We start from the raw sequence: 17481 nt of genomic DNA on the forward strand, positions 1-17481 counted from the left end.
TTCGTCAGCGCGTCGAAACGGGACCGTTGTCGTGTCGTCGCCCCTGAGCGTCGCCGTCGCTCACTGCAGCCGCCGGAATGGAACCTATGAGTATGGGGGGAACGGTGTTGGTCACCGAATCGGATTACAACGATCGCACGACGTGGCCGGTTCGTGGCGCGCGAACGATAGTGAGCTTGTTGACAGTGGTGATTGCGCTGCTGACTGGCTGTTCTCACGCCGTCGGCGGCCTGGCGCTTCCCGAGCCCGCTGATCCGGCAACGGCGGGCTATCGGCGCGCGTTGTCGTCGGAGCTGCAGGCAGACATGGCGCTGTCGGATCGTATTCGCCAGGTGGACGCATGCGCGCTCATCAACGAGGCGGCGATCAAGACGATCGGCGCGTCTTCGTACTTCGGCCCAGGCCAGCACTTCGACGAATGCGAGGTCCACTACTCCCCCTCGATCGGGCCGAAGCACCTCTTCGAGGTCTACATCCAAGTCGGTGTCTCTGACACCGTGAGCCCGCAAACCATGGTCGATGGCGTCCCGGTGCGAATCAGGCGAGGCGGCGATGCCTGCTCGGCGAGCGTGCCTCATCAGCTGGGGGGCGTGACCTATTACTTGATGGGGACCGAGGGTGTGGAGACATGCGACGAGCTGCTGCCATTCGTCCGAGCGACGCTACCTTTACTGAAATCACCTGCACCGCAACGCAATAACTCGAAGCTATCGATCAACACCCGGTTGGCGAACATGGACCCGTGCGCGGTGCTGTCGGTGCTGAGCAAGGACCGCCCCCGACTGAAGGTCACCCCGAACATGCGGCCCTACTGGTGCGAGTTCCTGCTCGACAAGGACGACGACACGACCTGGCAATCCTGGGTATCGACCCAGAAAACCCTCGAAATGCTTGACGGCGCACGCAAATACAACCCTGGGGAGGTCGTGCCGCTCACAGGTCCCGCCGTCGCCCGCATCAGCAGCACCAGCAGAGCCACGAGCACCGCCGGATCCTGTTTGCTGGACGTCTACCCTGACACGGGGCAGACGCCGCACGTCCGCAATCTCGACAAAACCAAGCCAGAACGGTGGGTCGATGTCGTCGAGATCAGCACCCGAGGGGGCTGTGTCAACGCCCTGAAGTCCGCCGCGGTGTTCGTCGACCTCTACAACGCTCGATAACGGACCAGCCGAGTCCGCACCGTCTTGTCCTCGGCGAGAGAGCCTGTCGCCGACCGACTCCCCAATCCAGATGCGCCGCCGCGACACAGACGCGTCGTTATCGGGGCTCCTGCATCGCCCGGTTCTGCCCCCACGATCCCGGGTGGCCGTTCTCGACGTGGAGCTGTCGAAACTGCGAGAAGTGCTGGCCGCCAACGGAATCGCCGAAATCAGCCGCGAGACGCTGCGCAAGATTTTGAAGGCCGAGGGGGTAACGTGGCAGGCGGTCAAGACCTGGAAGGCTGGTACCGACCCGGAATTCACGGCGAATATGAACCGGATTCTCGATCTCTTCGACCACCCGCCCGCCGACGGGCGCGTGATCTGCGTGGACGAGTTCGGGCCGTTGAATCTGCAACCCCGCGCCGGCCGTGGCTGGTTCCGGCAACGAAGACCGAAACGGTTGCGCGCGACCTACCATCACACCCGCGGTGTGCGACACCTGCTCGGGGCCCTGGATCTGGCGACTGGGAAGATCCACTGCCGGATCCGAGATCGCAAGCGATGGACCGAGTTCCTGGCATTTCTGAAATCCCTACGGGCTCGCTGGCCCGGCTTGATCGAGCCATTGAAGAACCAGTACGTCCAAGCCAGAGCGTCAGCACTCGAACCCAAGGAGTCGCTCGCCCTGATCAAGCAAGTAGAGGGTGAGTTAGGCTAATTACGTGCGCGTGGGCTGGTTTAAGTCATCGTTCTCTGGCTCCGAGCACACATGTGTCGAGGTGAAGTTCGACGCTGAACGGGTGCTCATCCGTGACAGCAAGTACACCGGTCCTGTCGACGACCAGCCCGTCGTTTACGTTCTGTCTGCACAATGGCCTGTCTTCCTCGACCTCGTCCTGAGCGCCAAGTCCGACGAGTTGGGAGAAGGCGTGGCGATCTCCCTCCATCGGGACGGCGGAGCAACGATCTCCGGCCAAGGCGTAGAACTGGTCTACAACGCCGACGAGTGGGATGCCTTCGCCAAGGGCATCGCGGACGGTCAGTTCAACCGCAGCTGAGCCGATCCCAGCGGCTACTGGACGATCACCTGTACGCGACGGGTCCGACGAGCATCGCACGATCGAGGATTTCCGGGGTGAACCGCACCTGGGTGAGCTTCGCGGCCAAGGCGAAAGCTCTCGGCAAGGCAGCAAAGTAGTCGTCGTCCGAATCACTCTCGTCCCAGTCGTACTCGTCGTCGCAATCATGCTCGTCGTCCCGCTTGTCCAGCGTCATGCCGAGTTCCCGCATGAACCCGTTGAGCCGGTCGGGCTCGGAGCCGTATCGAATGTAAGGGCACTCCAAGGGGTGGTAGCCCGTGACAATCGTGCCGTCGATCGCGTACGCGAGGCTGTCTTCGGCGTAGTCGTGCCGAGTGATGGCCAGTACCTCACAATGACGCGACAATTCGGCCAGGACATCGGGGAGCGTGGCCATCCACCCGATCGGCTCGATGGCCACGCTCCACTCACCGACCTGCACGACACCCACGGTGCCTCCCCCGGATCCTCCGCCGGTCTTGACGGAGAACTCGCTGGCCTGCTCCATGAGCTCATCGAAGCCCGATTCCTGGCCGTGGTCCTCGCCGCGGCTGAAGCGGCGCACCACCTCCGACGGGTCGAGCCCGCGGAAGAAGGCTACGGTGAAGATCTCGTCCAGCGGGCAGTCACCGCCGTGGAGCCACTGGAATGGGGCCAAGGGGTCGGAAGTCGTCATAGCGTGCATGATGGCAGGTGTTACCGACAATCGGCGGCCTCGTTTCTTCCTCCGCCAGAGGACAATTCGAGACACCGCGCTCATTACGGCTTTGCCTTGGCGTAGAGGCTGACGGCCCGTTCCCGTTCTGTCGCGATTTGCATCCTCCGTCGAGCCATGGCTTCCGCGGGATTGTCGCTGGACAGCACCGCGCGGTGAATGGCGGCGGCGTCGTCGACGGCTTCACGCGCACCCCGGGCAGCGGCAGGGGGCCGCGCGGCACTGACGTCACTCGGCCTGAATGTCCTCGACGCCATCAGATCCCGAACCCCGCCGACCAACTCACTGTCCCGAGGAAATGCCATCGAACTGAGACAAACCCTCGCCGCGAAGACCTGAGACAAACCGGAAACACCGAGGTCAGCCAACCAGCACATGCCACGAATTTTGAGACCATACACGCGTGGCGGAATCTCAGAACGTTTTACGGTGACACGGCGGATCCACCACGGTTCTGAGATTCCGCACTCGAGACCGGAGTTCACCATGGCCATCAATAAGATCCAGTTCGACATACAAGTCCAGTTCCCCCACCCCCGCCGCTGGCTCCTTGCTGGCATCCTCCCGATCGTGCGACGCGACCGGGTCGTCCCACGTATCGACGGTGTGCCGCTCACCGATCTGATCGACAGATTCGAACTCGACGCAGGTATGCAGCCCGCAGGTGGGGCATACGGTGGCCTCATCCCGGCGTACTCTCAGTCCCTGCGGATGGACGACCATTTCCACGGAAGGTCCACCATGGCAACGGGATCGAAGACACCCGTGCTCGTGTGTGAATGCGGTGAGTGGGGCTGCTGGCCACTCCTGGCCGAGATCACCGTCACCGACGACCTTGTGATCTGGGACTGCTCCGAACAACCCGGTCGCCGAACACGCGACTATGGCGCGTTCGGTCCATTCCGGTTCGACCGCAACCAATACGACGACGCTGTACGGGACCTGAGTAGGCCAATCAGCTCAGACATCGCGTGAATACGATTCGCCGTATGTCCCGCTGCTCGCATCTCGCGATGCATACTCGTGCCGCTTGTCGAGCGATCACCCGGCGGAGGTTGATCGACCAGCGGTGTGGCGCGATGCCGTGACAACGGACGAAGCTTGAGAAATCGCACCGAATTGAGACTGGCAACGACCGCCGCGACGTGAGTCAAACCGGAAACGGCCGGGTCAGTCAGCCACGACTTTCCGGACCCTACGCGTCCCGTTTCGCCAGCGCGTCGAAGCGGGACCGTTGTCTTATCGGCGGCCTGGCCCGGATTGGGACAGCGCGAATCCGATGGAACCGTTCGGGCGCCGCCCGCGTCTGAAGTAAGTAGGCGAGTTCGACAGCGACACATGCTCATCCGTCATGGGCCGATGCGGCCGTGAACATCGGAGTGTCAGCGGTCGCGTTGTTATAGTCGCCAGGAACGAGCGAGGCGATGAGCCAGGAGGCGGGGGTGCGCATGCGGACTATCGCGGGAGCGTTTCTGATGACAAGCGTGCTGGTGGCAGGCCCGCTGCTGGCGGGGTGCGGATCATCGGGTGATGGTGGTGCGACGGCTGCGAGCACGACGACTACATCATTGGCAGATATCGACGTGCCGCGCGGATACGACCCATGCAAGGACATCCCGGCGAGTGTGTTGGACTCGGAGAAGCTGCATGGCCAGAACCTGGATAACACCGACGCATCGGGAGGTGTCAAGTGGCGCGGCTGCTCGTGGATCCGTTCGAACGGATACGCAGCGAGTATCACGACAACGAACCTGACGGTCGAGATGGTGCGTAACAAGAACTTCACAGACGCCCGTGAACTCGCTATCGAAGGACGCCGGGCGATTTCGACGCGCCAGGTCGAGGAACACCCGGACGCCGTGTGCACGATCAACGTGGAGATGAAGGGCGGCAGTCTGGAGTTCTTCCTGAGCAACCCGCCATCGCGAAGCGAGACCGGGAAACTCGACACCTGTGAGCTTGCCCGGACCCTGGCGGAGAAGATCGTGCCCACTATCCCCGCGACCGCATAACCGCAGCGCTCGGGATCGATATCGACTGGGAGGGAAGGAAAGACATGGGTGACGATAACGCGGTACCTCGGCCACTGGCGAACCTGATGACCGAGGCCAAGGAGGGCCGGTTACGGGTGCGGATGGAACCGGAGGAATTCGTTTACCTCGATCGCGACTGTGAGTTCTTCAAGGACCAGATCCAGCAGATCCAGCTAATCATGGACAAAATCTCTCGGCAGGACCGCTGGGGTCTGGGCGAGGACTACCAGACCAAAGACGGCAAGAGACTGGTATCCGGAGAAACGATGGTCTCGCGCTTCCGCAAGAAGGCCCGCAGCTCCGACAACAACGACAACAGCGTCTACGCCGTCATGGAATCCCACTACAACATCGTCGAAGACATCCAAAACATGTTCCGCGCCATCCGGGAACAGTTCAGCCAAGCCGACTCGGCCTGGGCCGCCCGCTACACCGACCTCGAGGCGAACCTCCCCCAACAACAGCCCGCACCGCAGCGGATGTTCTCCTTCCCGTTCCCGAGAGCGTAAGTGAAATCCCATGACTGGCAACGAGCCCAAGCAGATCCCGGGCAACGGGGAGAACACGAAGGCCTGGTCGCATGGCGACATCAAGGACGCCTTCGAGACGCTGAACGCGGGCAATGCCTACCAGGCCGCGGTGCAGTACTCGAATGCGGCCACCTATTGGGATCAAGGTGTGGAGACCTTCGCCCGTTCGGTGCTCAACTCGATCGCACAGGCGTGGGAAGGCGCAGCGGCCGAATCGGCCAAGGACGCGATCAAGCGGTATACCGATGACGCTCGCAAGCTCGAGCCCGCCCTGACCCAGCTATCGCAGCAGATCGAATACTCCGCGAATTCGATTGCCGACACCCGCAAGGCAATTCCGGGCTACGCCGATCATTCCTGGACCGCGAACATCTGGCCGCCCCGCAAACACGAAGAAGAACGCTCCCGCAACGACGCCGAAGAGGCCGCACGGACGGCCATGAATACCAACTACGTCAATCGCTACGCCGAATATGACACCCAGATTCCGGTGCTGCCGACCGGGCTGAATCCGACGCAACCACTGGACATTCCGGCACCACGCCCCGGCGAAGGCCCCGGCAACGGTGGCGGGAACAACAATGGCGGCGGCTCCGGCCCGACCGGCGACGGTAACCCCGGCGGCACGGACGGCGAGGGCAAGGACGGCCAGGGCAAGGACGGCACGACCGAAACCGGAGAAACAACCGGCGACCAGACCACCCCCGAGTCATCCACCACCTCCCCGAACACCACCTCGACCACACCCACGGGATACAGCCCGACAACCACGGATCCGTCCACGCTCGAATCCACCAAGACCACGCCGTCGGGCGTCGGCACCCCGAGCACCACCGGAACCCCTGGGATTCCCGGCGGCACGGGCAACACCACCGGTTCACCTGGCCGCAGCATCCCCGGTATGCCAGCCACAACCGGCACCTCCGGCACCAGCCCGACGACCACCGCGGCCGCCGCCGCCCGCGGCATGAACGGCATGCCGGGCATGATGGGCGGCGCGGGGCGCGGCGGCAAGTCCGAGGACGAGTCCACCCACCAGACGCCCGACTACCTGATCAACCAGGCCAACACCGACGAACTGATCGGCGATATCCCGAAGACGGTGTCCGGCGGGGTGATCGGCGGCGACCCCAGCACCTGACAGGCAAAACCCTGGTCGCCGTACACCCTTGTCTCACCGCAAAGAATCGGTGCATGGCGCGATAGAGGTGGGTGCGCACCAAGAACCAGCGGTGCCGGATCTCCGCACCACCTCGATCAGCATCCGGCACGACTCGAATGGACCGTGAATGGCCGAATGGACTTGGGACCCCGATGATTTCGCTGCCCTCTGGTACAGCGAGGCGAACGACCGGTTCCCCAACCCGCTGCACTACCGCAGCCGCTTCTCGCTGCGTGACGACTTCGCCGCGCACCGCCTCGCGGTGTGTGCCCGATACGACCGCGACGAATTCGAGCACATCCAACTCGCCGTGCACACCCTCGCGAACTCTGATCTGCGCATCGAAATCCTCGGTGGCACAACCAAACACAGGGCCGGTGACGGCACCGTGAAGATCTACCGCATGGTCGGTGCCCGCACCCCCGAGCACGCGGTCACCCTGTTCCAGTCCGCAACGACAGACGAGGACGGCCAGATCAGGCTGCGCACCGGCAGGCCGGAAACCCTCGCGATCGACCTCGCCCGTGCCATCCCCGCCTGCGCATCCGGCAGCCACGAACCCGCCACCTTTCACCCCGAGGATCTGCGCCCCCGCCGCGATACCTACTTAGAGGACGTGGCCCGCAGCACCCCGCGCGAACGATACGAACGCCTCGTACACCGCCCCGCCGACGGCGGCGGCACTGCCGGCCTGATCACCGGCCCCATCAACACCCTTTCCGAACCCCGCCACGTCCTGCGCTGGCACGACATCACCGACGACGGCCGCTACACCGAGATCCACGGCCCGCACATCACCGTCCGGCCCACCACCCCCGCCGACCTCGCAGCCACCTTCACCACCTGGATCAACCACACCCTCGAACACCTCCACGAATCCGAGGAATACACCAGATAGGTGGTATGAAAGCCCATTACAATAGACCGCCTCACTGGGAGCCGTACCTCCCGCATTACCCTCGACTCGCAGATCCGTTCGAGGTCGGCGGACCTCATTTCGACAATGGTGAACAGCCCGTTGGCCACGTCCCGGACAAAATTCAGCTCAGTCATGGTGCCGCGGCGGCTTTCCAGTAGGAGGCACACCTCCGTAGACACGGGTGCGGGCACCAGCAGCGGGCCGAGAGCGTTCTCGAGCAGATCCCGCTCGAGCAGATCCCGGCATACCACGTGCAGATTGTCACGGTTGTTCATCAGGGCCACAAGCGGCTCCGTGTCGACAACGATCACTCAGCCGTGCGCCGGTCGAGTTCTTCCCGAACGATCTCCTTCGCCCGTTCCGTCCAGGTCTGGTCCACCGCTGAACGTTCCTGCGCAGCTGAACTGACGACGAGCCGTCGGCCGTACCAGCTGACGAAGAAACGCCGTCGCGGCCGGCAGTTGATCATCAGGCACGGCTTCAGCCAGCCGAACGAGTTCCTCATGGGTGGCGCGCATGGTGACTAGCTGTAGTTCCGCCGAGCCCACCGCAGACCGCCGCGCCAGCGGGTTCTTCTCCAAGGGCGTCGCAGACGCACTGTCTGTCACGATGTCGCCATCCTCCGACGGGCCGATGTGTACACTCCATTCGGAGACCAGAAGGGGGAGTCTGATGTCCTTTCATACCAACAAGTTTCAGGGCCGCCTCGGTGATGGGCGAGTGATAGTTCGAACCAGGGTCATTTCGGCTGGAGCGCCGCGAGGTCGGCGTGGTTGACTTCACAGTTGACCCGGCCAGTATTGCCGGATTCGAATTGGATTTGCAGGATCTGGGAACAAACCTTTCATCGAACGCCTCCCGCCTACTGTCCGCGGTAACCCTTCCCGTCGGCTCGACTGGGCTCATGGCCACTCTCGCAGCGTCGTTCGACAAGTTTCAGAATGCGATCTCCGCAGCGCAGAGCACTGGCCTGACGACCATCGGCACCCTCGGCACGAACCTTTCCACGGCGGTAGCCACATACCAAGCGGTCGACGATACGAACGCGAACGCGATTTCCGCAGCATCAACGAACGTCTTCGCGAACGCGGGCACCACTGGCTCATCTGGCGCTACCCAAGGCGTCACCCGATTCAGTGGTCTACAACTGCCCAGTCTGCCGGAGGTTCCGGAGAACCAGTACACGGTCCGCCAAGTGGTCACTTCGGCTATCGACCAGATCTCCGTCTATGACGGACCGTTGAACGCGGCGATCGGTATCAAACCAGCGGCGGACTACCTCACGCCATTGGTAGCGGACTGGGAGGCATTGCAAACCATAGGCAAGCGGATCGGTCTGCTCGGCATCAATGACTACGTCACCTCAGAGAATCTCATCAGCGGCACCAGATGGTTGCAAAGTAGCTGGTCCGGCGATGCTTCGCTGGCATTCGGAGCAAGCGCGAACGGCCTCGGGCAATCAGTTGCCGAGCGAAGCCTCGATCTGGATGTGGTGTCGAAGATCGTGGAGAACGCCGGAGCTTGCCTGGAGCGACTGGTTTACAACCAGGCGATGGGTCTCAGTGGCGGACTCCTGCGGTCGATGAGCTTTTCCGACGCTACGTTCCCGCTCGGCGTGTGGGCACAGTTGATCAATAGTCCCATGCAGGAATCCATCAGATCGGAGATAACCTCGGCCGTCGATTCGCTGAAGAAGTCCGCGGAGTCGCGGAAGAGCGCGATGGCGACGATGATCGAGAAGATTTCGCAGGCACTGGACTATGCGCCCCAGCGAACAGCACCTGCATACAACACGAGTGAGTTCGAAATTCCGGACAAGGTCGTAGCGGATTCAGGTGTTACGAAGTTCGGATTCGGAAATAATGTGTGGTGGCAGGAAAGCAATGCCTCCGCCATGTGACACATCAATTTCGATCAGTCACTCTACATTTGCACCGGGTCGCACCACAGCTATGGCCGGAAAGAGCTGATGACACCACAGATCCCTGGCATGCCGATGCCACTTCCACCTACCGACCCCGGGGCCGGTCCGTATAATTCTCAGCCGTGGTATAGCCGTGCCGATGACATAGCATTCGCGAAAGTAGCACTCGCCGCGGCACTGGCTGCAGATGCTAAAGGACTGACCCACGCATCAGCCCATATGCGCCACTACCTCGGTAACACCGGCAGTGACCTCGCGCTCGATCCGGATCAGATCGAGCAAGACGATCCAAAACTGAAGCAGCTCATCGACCAAATTGTCTCCGAGTCTGTCCGAGGAATCGCCAGCGACGCCGGAAACTATGATAAAACTGTTCAGTTCCAGTCGTCATGGGATTCGGATCATACATTTGATAAAGATGATCAGCGGGACTGGTTCCTGGCGATAGGTTCAGTGCACGTTGCCGCCTGCGGAGCAGCCACGGTTAATAAACCGGAAACCGAAGGCGCGCAACCACGTGTCTCCGTCTATTTTCAGTCTCATCTATTCGACCGCTACAACTGGGATGGAACCAACAAAAACGATACGAAGAAGACCGAAATTCTCGGAATAGAAGTAGGCGATGTCCAGCTAGGCGGCTTGCATACGGCCGGAGTGGCGAAGGAATTCAACATGATCGGTTCATCGGTGATCAAGCTCTACGAGGGGGTTGTGCCCACCGGCGGTTCTCTCGACTTGCCAACCGGGCCCGAAAGTCGCAAAGACACCCACACCGATCCGACCCGGTGAGGTTCCTTATGACAAGGCGGCCCCGGTGGGCACTACTTGCCCTGATGGTGACGATATCGCTGGCCGGCACCGGATGCGACAGCGCCATCGATCGCGCGGTACCGGGACCGCAAACCGTGACCTCGACCAGTCCGGAGCTGGTGAAAGAAGCGACCGAATTCGGTGGGTGGGTGCTTCCCGATAACGCGAAGATCCTCCTCGTAAGAAAGGAGATCGTACGCGACAGAAAATATCTGATGGCTGTGGAGATGTCTCCCATCGACTTGGCATGGATGCTGGAGAGGTCTGGATTCAGAGCCGACTTCCGGAAGCGGTACCCACCGATTGCCGATGTGACGATTGCCGGGCCCGATCTGACAACCTCGCCGAATGTTCAGTCGGCACAAGATGTGTTTCAGTCGCCTACGGGAGTGGGGATGTTCCGCAATGTCCTTGTCGACGAACGCGATACGGATACTCGTATAGTCCACATCGCGTTCCGTGGGGTCTGAAAACCGGTCGACACAGGACTACGCGCCAACTAACGATATCTTGGCATCTGCTTGGGCCGCCGGTAACACGGTGGCATTCAACGGACGGGCAGGTCACGGTTGTGGTCAACGCGCGTTCACGCTGGACAGGGCGGGGATCTGGGCACGCATCCGAGACTCGTCCGATTGCACCAGCGAATCGATCGCATGTGCTTGTCGCAGCGCTGGCACCGGGTCAGTGCCCAGCGCGGTCCGCAATAACCCTTCTGCGGTGAACAGCGTCATTTGAGTGTCATCGGTACTCTGCTGCGCCGTGCCTTCGGCATACTGCGGTAGAACCCCGTTACGCCTTCGCGGCCATACCGCTCGCGAATCTGTTTCAGCTGCAAGAATTCGATCGGCCACCCGTCACCGACCGCGCCGCCGAGAAAGAGCCCCGCGCCCGGTCGAAGACCGTCCTGCAATCCACCACGAGACATCATCATTGCGCATCCGTCGTACCCAGATTCCAGTGCCTCAGCTGGACGGGCGTATCCGCACCATGCCGCAAGCAGTCGATCAGACAATCGAATGCGTTGCCGGACAACGGATTAGCGTCAGTGCTGGGTATTCGGCATTGCTATGCGGTTCGACGGCACTGCTGCGCGAGACCGTGAGTCGGGACCGAACCAATACGGGCTCGCGGCCTATTCGGTTGCTCATCGACTGGGCTGGGCACAGCGGAAACGGGCAGGTCACGCTTTTAGTCAAGGCGCATTCACGCCGGAGTGGCCGGTCCTATCCTGGAGGTAGGTGCACGACAGTCGGGTGGAGGCTGGCATGGATCACGCACGCATTCTCCGCACCGTTCTCGGGGTGACGGCCGGGTATTTGATGGTGCTCGGATTCTGGCTGGGCTGGCTGCTACCGCATACGCCGCCGGGGACCGAGCCCTACCAGATCGTCGCGCTGGTCGGCCTATTCGGATCGTGTGTCGGCATAGGCATGCTGCTGACCGCTCGGCCATCGCGGGCGGATCGGCAGCTGTGGCGGCACGGGCTGGAGGGGTGGGCGACCATCGAGGGCGCGCATACGCTCGAGCGCACCGATCATCACACCGAGCTGACCGAATTCGATCTGGAGCTCGTTGTGCCGGGATCCGAAAGTTACCATGGCACCATCGTTTTCGATGTCACCCCGGCCGATAAACCGCGCCTCGCGGTCGGCGAGACCATCTCCATCCGGGTCGATCCGCAGAATCGCGATCGGATCATTCTCGTTCTGGGTCGATAGCTTTCGCGTGTGCGCGCGGATCGGCCAACAGGTACTGCGCCGCCGCGTAGGTGGCCAGAATGACACCCTCCGTGATCCGCCGCGAACGCTCGCCGCGCGCGAACAGCCGACGCAACACGATCAACCCATCGGAAACGGTGAACAGCAACGCACCGAGGCCGAGCCGACTACGTGGATCGGTGCTCGGAATATTCAGTCCGGCAATGTTTTTCGCGCCCGGCGCCAATCCGGGATCGGAAGCGAGCACCGCCGCACTGCCCAGCGTCGCACCATAGGCCGTCAGCGCAGGCGCGACCGTTGGCGCCTTGGTCCGCATCAGCGCCGCCGCGCCGAGCCAGGCCAGCACGCGGGGAACGGCGATCTCCGGACGCGGCCGCCCACCGCGGCGCCACCACAGCACCGAATATCCGGTCTGCATCACCGCGAACGAGGATGCGCCCGCAATCAGCCGCCGATCATTGTCCGGCTCGATCAACAGCACATCACCGATGGTCGCGGCACCGAGCGAACCCAGCAGAACCGTCCGATCGACCGGATCCGATACCGCCCGATCGGTGGCCACATCCGCCGCCAACAGCGGCATCAACAGCGGCTTCGCCACCCACTGCACCTTTTCCCGGCCGGTGACCGCGCCGTACACGGTTGCCGCCGCGGCCGCCAGGAACGCGGCTCGGAATGGACGCTGCACATCAATCACAGTCGAAGCTCGGCTCTTTCGGGGCGGGCGGCAACGTAACCACTTGGCCCGCATAGCTCAAACCAGCGCCGAAGCCGAGCAGCAAGGCAATCTGACCACCCTTGGCCTTACCGGTCACCAACATCTCCTCCATCGCCAACGGGATCGAGGCGGCGGAGGTATTGCCGGTGTTCTCGATGTCATTGGCCACCGGGACGTCATCGGCCAACCCGAGGTTCTTCTTCATCAGCTCGTTGATGCGGGCATTGGCCTGATGCGGAATGAAGACCTCGATATCGTCGGTGGAGACACCGGAGACCTCGAGCGCCGAGGCCAGCGCGCGCGGCAAAGTGACCGCCGCCCAACGGAATACCCGCGGCCCCTGCATCCGCAGCGACATCCGGCCGAGGGGCTCGACGGCCGGATCGGTACCCTGCATCCGCTGTGCCTTCTGCATATATTCGAGGAAGTTGATGTCCTGCTCGATCGCCGAGGCATTCTCGCCGTCGCTGCCCCACACCGTCGGGGAGATGCCGTTCTCCTCGCTCGGGCCGACCACCACCGCGCCCGCACCGTCGCCGAAGATCATCGCGGTGCCGCGATCGGTCGGATCGAGTCCGACCGTCATCGTCTCCGCACCGATGAGCAGCACATACTCAGCCGATCCGGAGCGGATCAGGTCGGCGGCGACGCCGAGGCCGTAGCCGAAGCCGCCGCAGCCGGAGGTCAGATCGAAGGCCGCGATACCGTTCATCCCTAGGTCATTGGCAACCTTGGGGGCGCCGTGCGGAGTCAGCGTCAACCAGCTCGAGGTGGCCAGGATCAGCGCGCCGATCTTGGAGCGGTCGATGCCACTGTTGACGATCGCCCGCTCGCCGGCGGCCGCCGAGATCGACTGCAGCGTCTCGTCACCGCTGATCCACCGGCGGTTGCGCACACCGGTGCGCTCGTAGATCCACTCCGGGGTCGAGTCGAGAACCTCGCACACCTCTTCATTGCTGACCAGGCGTTTCGGACGGTAAGCACCAATGCCGAGCATCGCGACATTCGAACGGCTCTTATTTACTGCAATGCTCACCACAGCTAACTCACACGACCCTTCACTGTCTCTAACGCCTCGATGCGCTCGACGGATGCGTCCTGTTATCGAGTCGCACCACTGTCAGCGTTTCAGAGCTCTGCGAAACTCCAACCACCAGCGATAGCGACCCTGGACCGTATTCGCAGCTTAACCGAGGGCCAGATCCTTCAATCCCAGGATGGACCGATACTCCAAGCCCTCGGCGGCGACCACCTGATCGGCACCGGTCTCCCGGTCCACCACGGTCGCGACGCCGACCACGGTCGCACCGGCATCACGCAGTGCGCGCACGGCGGTCAGCGGCGAATTTCCGGTGGTCGTGGTGTCCTCGACGACGAGCACCCGCTTGCCGACGATGTTCGGGCCCTCGATCTGGCGCTGCATGCCGTGCGTCTTGGCGGCTTTACGCACCACGAAGGCGTCGATCGGGCGACCGGGTGCGTGCATGACGGCCATCGCGACCGGATCCGCGCCCATGGTCAGCCCGCCGACGGCCTCGAAATCCCAGTCCGCGACCAGTTCGCGCAGCAGCTTGCCGATCAGCGGTCCGGCACTGTGGTGCAGGGTGGCGCGACGCAGGTCGACGTAGTAGTCGGCCTCCTTGCCCGAGGACAACGTGACCCGGCCGTGCACGACAGCGAGCTCGCGCACGAGTGCGGCCAATCTGTCGCGATCGTCCGTCGAAACGGCCGCCTTGTTCGCCTGGTCGATCATGTCTGTCAAGTCCTTCCGCGTGCGTTGAATATGCCGCGATTGAGTCGGGCCGCCAGGGCTCGCGGGATCATCCCGGCGGCGGTGGTGAGCACTTTGTACTGCACACCGGGCACGCTCAGTACCCGGTTCTTCTCCAGGTCACGTAGCGAAACGGCGACCACCTTGTCGACGGTCAACCACAGCTGTTTCGGCAGCGAGGACATCTCGATACCGGCCCGCTCATGGAATTCGGTATGCACGAATCCGGGGCACAGGGCCTGGACCTGGACCCCTGTTCCCGCCAGTCCGCCCGCCAACCCCTCCGTGAAGGATACGACGTAGGCCTTCGAGGCCGAGTAGGTGGAGCCGCGTCCAGGAATCAGACCCGCGACGCTGGCCACATTGACGATCGAACCCTTCGCGGCCGCGATCATCGACGGCAGCGCGGCCCTGGTGATCTGTACCACCGCCGTGACATTGACATCGAGTTGCGCCTGGACCGCCGCGGGCGGCTGCGTCCAGAACTCCCCCGACTGGCCGAATCCGGCATTGTTGACCAGGAATTCGATGCCCTCGGCGGCGCGTGCCAGCACCCGATCCCGATCCTCGGCGTCGGCCAGATCGGCGACCAGCACCTCCGAACGGGTGGCGAATTTGCGCTCCAATTCCGCGGCCAATGCATTCAGCCGCTCCTTATCGCGGGCGACGAGCACCAGGTCATAGCCGAGTGCGGCCAGGCGCATCGCGAATCCGTGCCCGATACCGGAGGTCGGTCCGGTGATCAGGGCGACGGGGCGGGTGGCACCGGGCAAGCGTGTGGGCGGGGCGCTATGCCCGCTCACTGCGGCACGGGTCCCTGATACGGGCGGAATCCCGGGTGGAACGGACCGCCGGGCGGTCCCGGTCGGTGCTCATCCGATGGCCACTCGTCCGCATCCGGCTCGGAGCCGCTGGGCTCGGGCGTGGCGGGATTGCGCTGATCCGGACGGTCCTGCGGCCAGTCGTCCTCGGTTTCCGCTGCCCAACGCTCGTCTCGGGCCCGCGAACGAGAGTCCGGGACAACGGCGAGACTGGGTCGGCGCGGCGGCTCCGGGGTTACCGGGTCGACGGCCGGTTCGTCGTCGTAGTAGTCGTCGTCGTGCTCCCGGTACTTCGGCCGGTCGAAATCGTCCTCGTCATAAGACGATTCGTCATAGGCCGAATCCGCGTCGTCGAAGTCCGCGCCCTTGCGCAGATCCGCCGACGCGACCCGCGCGGCCACCGGAGGTTCGGTCTCTTCCCGATCATCCGAGCGCGACTTGCGCGGATGTGGTCGCCCCGGATTGTGACCGCCGGAATCCTCCCCGCGCACATCGCTCTCCGGCGGCAACACATGCAACAGACCGGACAGGCGAAGCACCGCATCGATGGCGATCTCCCAATCCTTGGCCACCGTCCCGACATTCAGCATGCCGAGGGTCCAGTTGCCCTCACTCCACAACATCTGCACGGTGTCGGGTAGCGATTCGATGAAGGCGACCATGCGCTGGTCGACGGCGTGCCTGGCGATCTCCGGATTGGTGGCGAACACCACCCGGTCCCCGATCGCGCCGAGCAGCTCCAGATCGGCATCCTTGGGCGGGGACGCGGTCTTGAGCCGCATATCCACATCGATATCGGAGCCGATCTGCCTGCGCACCGCGACCAGCGTCGCCGCGTCTTCCAGATCGAAGAGGACGAATTTCTCGCCCTTGCGGATACCGGACACCACATCCACCGCGGATAGGTAGCCGAGCTTGGCCAACGCACCGCGGCGCCACGTCGACGCCAGCGCCGGTTCCACCGACACATAGGTATAGCCCTGAGCCTTCGCCCACACCTGGCGCGCATGACCGGTCCGCTGTCGCTGGACCCGATCTAAATACAGCAGCACGATCGCACCAACCAGCGCGATCGCCGCCAACCCGAACCATATTGCCGTCATCGTCGCCTACCCTATAGAGCCGACAGGGCGATTGCGTATTACTGCCCGCTGATATTTCACCGCGTGCCCCCGGGCAGTGCGGTACTGATGATGATCTTCGCGTCGATCGAACCGTCCGCAGCCTTATCGCCCTGCACCAAGACCATGTCACCGACTCGAAGATCGGATGACTTGGACCCGGTCAACGAGATCACCTGAGTCTTATCGGTGGTGCGCACCGTCACGGCGGATCCCCCCATGGTGTCGAGGGTCAACTGGCCACCGGTATTGGCGGTGATGGTGCCCATGGTCGAGCCGAGGCCATCGATGCCGCCGAGTCCCGGAATGCTCGGGAGGACCTGGGGGGACGACGGATCGGCATGGGGCCTGGTGTGCGGGGGTCGGGCCGCGGACGACGGCAAGGCCGACGTGCTCGCGGCGCTGCTGGACGAGCTGCCCCTACCACCGAGCACCGCACCCGCGAAGACGCTGACCGCGCCGATCAACAGAACCACCACGAGTCCCAAGGCGATCCACAAGCCGGTATTGCGCTTCGGTGGTTGCTGCTCCGGAGGTAGCGGTGCACCCGGCGGTCCGGGCGGATAGCCGGCGCCGGGCTGGCCATACGCACCGACCTGGGTCGGCTCCTGCCACGCGCCACCATCCGGCCCGCCCCACTGGACCTGACTGTCGTACGGCGGGAACTCCTTGGTGGCATTTACCGGCGGCTGCGCCCACGGATCGAATTGCTCGGCGGACGGATAGACCGAGGTCGCATCGCCGTGGCCATACGCCTGGGTGTATTCCACCGAATGCGAGGGCTGCTGAAATCCCGACTTACCCGGCGGACCGATACGTTCCGTCGGCCCATCCTCCGGTCGCTGTGCCCAAGGATCGTTGGGATTACTCATGACCTCCAGGGTAAGCTGTGTTGGTTTTGCCGCGCCTGCGGCGCGGCGTGTTCGCGGCCCCCTTCTGTCTCGCGTCCGAGCCGTCGAGACTCGCGCCTGCGGCGCATGCGCTTCGACGACTCGGACGCGAGACGGGCCGC

20 protein-coding genes are annotated in these 17481 nt (G+C 63.2%); 12 read left to right on the forward strand and 8 right to left on the reverse strand.

All coding sequences use genetic code 11. The features are described from left to right. Positions 1-92 precede the first annotated feature (92 nt). The 3 genes from AB0J29_RS32820 to AB0J29_RS32830 all read left to right on the forward strand — a co-directional run bounded on the left by AB0J29_RS32820 (position 93) and on the right by AB0J29_RS32830 (position 2203). Positions 93-1163 (forward strand): hypothetical protein, encoded by a 1071-nt coding sequence (locus tag AB0J29_RS32820; RefSeq protein ID WP_364794458.1) that lies wholly within the window; start codon positions 93-95, stop codon positions 1161-1163. A gap of 142 nt (positions 1164-1305) precedes the next feature. Then, the gene (locus AB0J29_RS32825) at positions 1306-1863 is read left to right on the forward strand and encodes a hypothetical protein (protein WP_364794460.1); all 558 of its coding nucleotides are present in this window, start codon (positions 1306-1308) and stop codon (positions 1861-1863) included. A gap of 10 nt (positions 1864-1873) precedes the next feature. After that, positions 1874-2203, forward strand: coding sequence for a DUF397 domain-containing protein (locus tag AB0J29_RS32830; protein ID WP_364794493.1), 330 nt, complete (start codon positions 1874-1876; stop codon positions 2201-2203). Positions 2204-2228: 25 nt separating this feature from the next. Here AB0J29_RS32830 and AB0J29_RS32835 read toward each other — a convergent pair whose 3' ends face one another. Together AB0J29_RS32835 and AB0J29_RS32840 are read right to left on the reverse strand one after the other, a co-directional pair. Then, the gene (locus AB0J29_RS32835) at positions 2229-2900 is read right to left on the reverse strand and encodes a DUF6461 domain-containing protein (RefSeq protein ID WP_364794462.1); all 672 of its coding nucleotides are present in this window, start codon (positions 2898-2900) and stop codon (positions 2229-2231) included. An 83-nt stretch (positions 2901-2983) separates the two neighbouring features. Then, positions 2984-3433 (reverse strand): hypothetical protein, encoded by a 450-nt coding sequence (locus tag AB0J29_RS32840; RefSeq protein WP_364794463.1) that lies wholly within the window; start codon positions 3431-3433, stop codon positions 2984-2986. Between AB0J29_RS32840 and AB0J29_RS32845 the strand changes: the two genes are divergently transcribed. From AB0J29_RS32845 to AB0J29_RS32885, 9 genes are all read left to right on the forward strand, one after another. After that, complete coding sequence (locus tag AB0J29_RS32845) at positions 3426-3914, forward strand: hypothetical protein (protein ID WP_364794465.1); 489 nt, start codon at positions 3426-3428, stop codon at positions 3912-3914. The genes AB0J29_RS32840 and AB0J29_RS32845 overlap by 8 nt on opposite strands. Before the next feature lie 449 nt (positions 3915-4363). Continuing rightward, entirely contained in the window at positions 4364-4951 is a 588-nt protein-coding gene (locus tag AB0J29_RS32850; protein WP_364794467.1) for a DUF3558 domain-containing protein, read from the forward strand. A gap of 44 nt (positions 4952-4995) precedes the next feature. Continuing rightward, on the forward strand, positions 4996-5481 hold the full coding sequence (locus tag AB0J29_RS32855) for a hypothetical protein (protein ID WP_364794468.1): 486 nt from the start codon (positions 4996-4998) through the stop codon (positions 5479-5481). Positions 5482-5491: 10 nt separating this feature from the next. After that, entirely contained in the window at positions 5492-6643 is a 1152-nt protein-coding gene (locus AB0J29_RS32860) for a WXG100 family type VII secretion target (RefSeq protein ID WP_364794469.1), read from the forward strand. Between the two features lie 148 nt (positions 6644-6791). Continuing rightward, on the forward strand, positions 6792-7562 hold the full coding sequence (locus AB0J29_RS32865; RefSeq protein ID WP_364794471.1) for an ESX secretion-associated protein EspG: 771 nt from the start codon (positions 6792-6794) through the stop codon (positions 7560-7562). Positions 7563-8352: 790 nt separating this feature from the next. Continuing rightward, positions 8353-9483: a hypothetical protein gene (locus AB0J29_RS32870; protein WP_364794473.1), complete on the forward strand. Its 1131-nt coding sequence runs from the start codon at positions 8353-8355 to the stop codon at positions 9481-9483. 69 nt (positions 9484-9552) lie between these two features. After that, positions 9553-10296, forward strand: coding sequence for a hypothetical protein (locus AB0J29_RS32875; RefSeq protein WP_364794475.1), 744 nt, complete (start codon positions 9553-9555; stop codon positions 10294-10296). A gap of 44 nt (positions 10297-10340) precedes the next feature. After that, positions 10341-10787, forward strand: coding sequence for a hypothetical protein (locus AB0J29_RS32880; RefSeq protein ID WP_364794476.1), 447 nt, complete (start codon positions 10341-10343; stop codon positions 10785-10787). A gap of 798 nt (positions 10788-11585) precedes the next feature. Beyond that, entirely contained in the window at positions 11586-12038 is a 453-nt protein-coding gene (locus AB0J29_RS32885; protein WP_364794478.1) for a hypothetical protein, read from the forward strand. Here the strand turns inward: AB0J29_RS32885 and AB0J29_RS32890 are convergent. The 6 genes from AB0J29_RS32890 to AB0J29_RS32915 form a co-directional block, all read right to left on the reverse strand. After that, positions 12016-12726: a lysoplasmalogenase gene (locus tag AB0J29_RS32890; protein WP_364794479.1), complete on the reverse strand. Its 711-nt coding sequence runs from the start codon at positions 12724-12726 to the stop codon at positions 12016-12018. The genes AB0J29_RS32885 and AB0J29_RS32890 overlap by 23 nt on opposite strands. A 1-nt stretch (position 12727) precedes the next feature. Continuing rightward, complete coding sequence (locus AB0J29_RS32895) at positions 12728-13795, reverse strand: beta-ketoacyl-ACP synthase 3 (RefSeq protein WP_364794480.1); 1068 nt, start codon at positions 13793-13795, stop codon at positions 12728-12730. A gap of 147 nt (positions 13796-13942) precedes the next feature. Then, on the reverse strand, positions 13943-14509 hold the full coding sequence (pyrE, locus tag AB0J29_RS32900; RefSeq protein WP_364794481.1) for an orotate phosphoribosyltransferase: 567 nt from the start codon (positions 14507-14509) through the stop codon (positions 13943-13945). A gap of 5 nt (positions 14510-14514) precedes the next feature. Next, positions 14515-15330: an SDR family oxidoreductase gene (locus AB0J29_RS32905; protein ID WP_364794483.1), complete on the reverse strand. Its 816-nt coding sequence runs from the start codon at positions 15328-15330 to the stop codon at positions 14515-14517. Then, on the reverse strand, positions 15327-16451 hold the full coding sequence (locus AB0J29_RS32910) for a hypothetical protein (protein ID WP_364794484.1): 1125 nt from the start codon (positions 16449-16451) through the stop codon (positions 15327-15329). The genes AB0J29_RS32905 and AB0J29_RS32910 overlap by 4 nt, the downstream gene beginning before the upstream one ends. A gap of 56 nt (positions 16452-16507) precedes the next feature. Next, positions 16508-17341 (reverse strand): DUF5666 domain-containing protein, encoded by an 834-nt coding sequence (locus AB0J29_RS32915; protein WP_364794485.1) that lies wholly within the window; start codon positions 17339-17341, stop codon positions 16508-16510. Positions 17342-17481: the final 140 nt, after the last annotated feature.

It is taken from the genome of Nocardia sp. NPDC049707 (assembly GCF_040674855.1).
Classification (GTDB): domain Bacteria; phylum Actinomycetota; class Actinomycetes; order Mycobacteriales; family Mycobacteriaceae; genus Nocardia.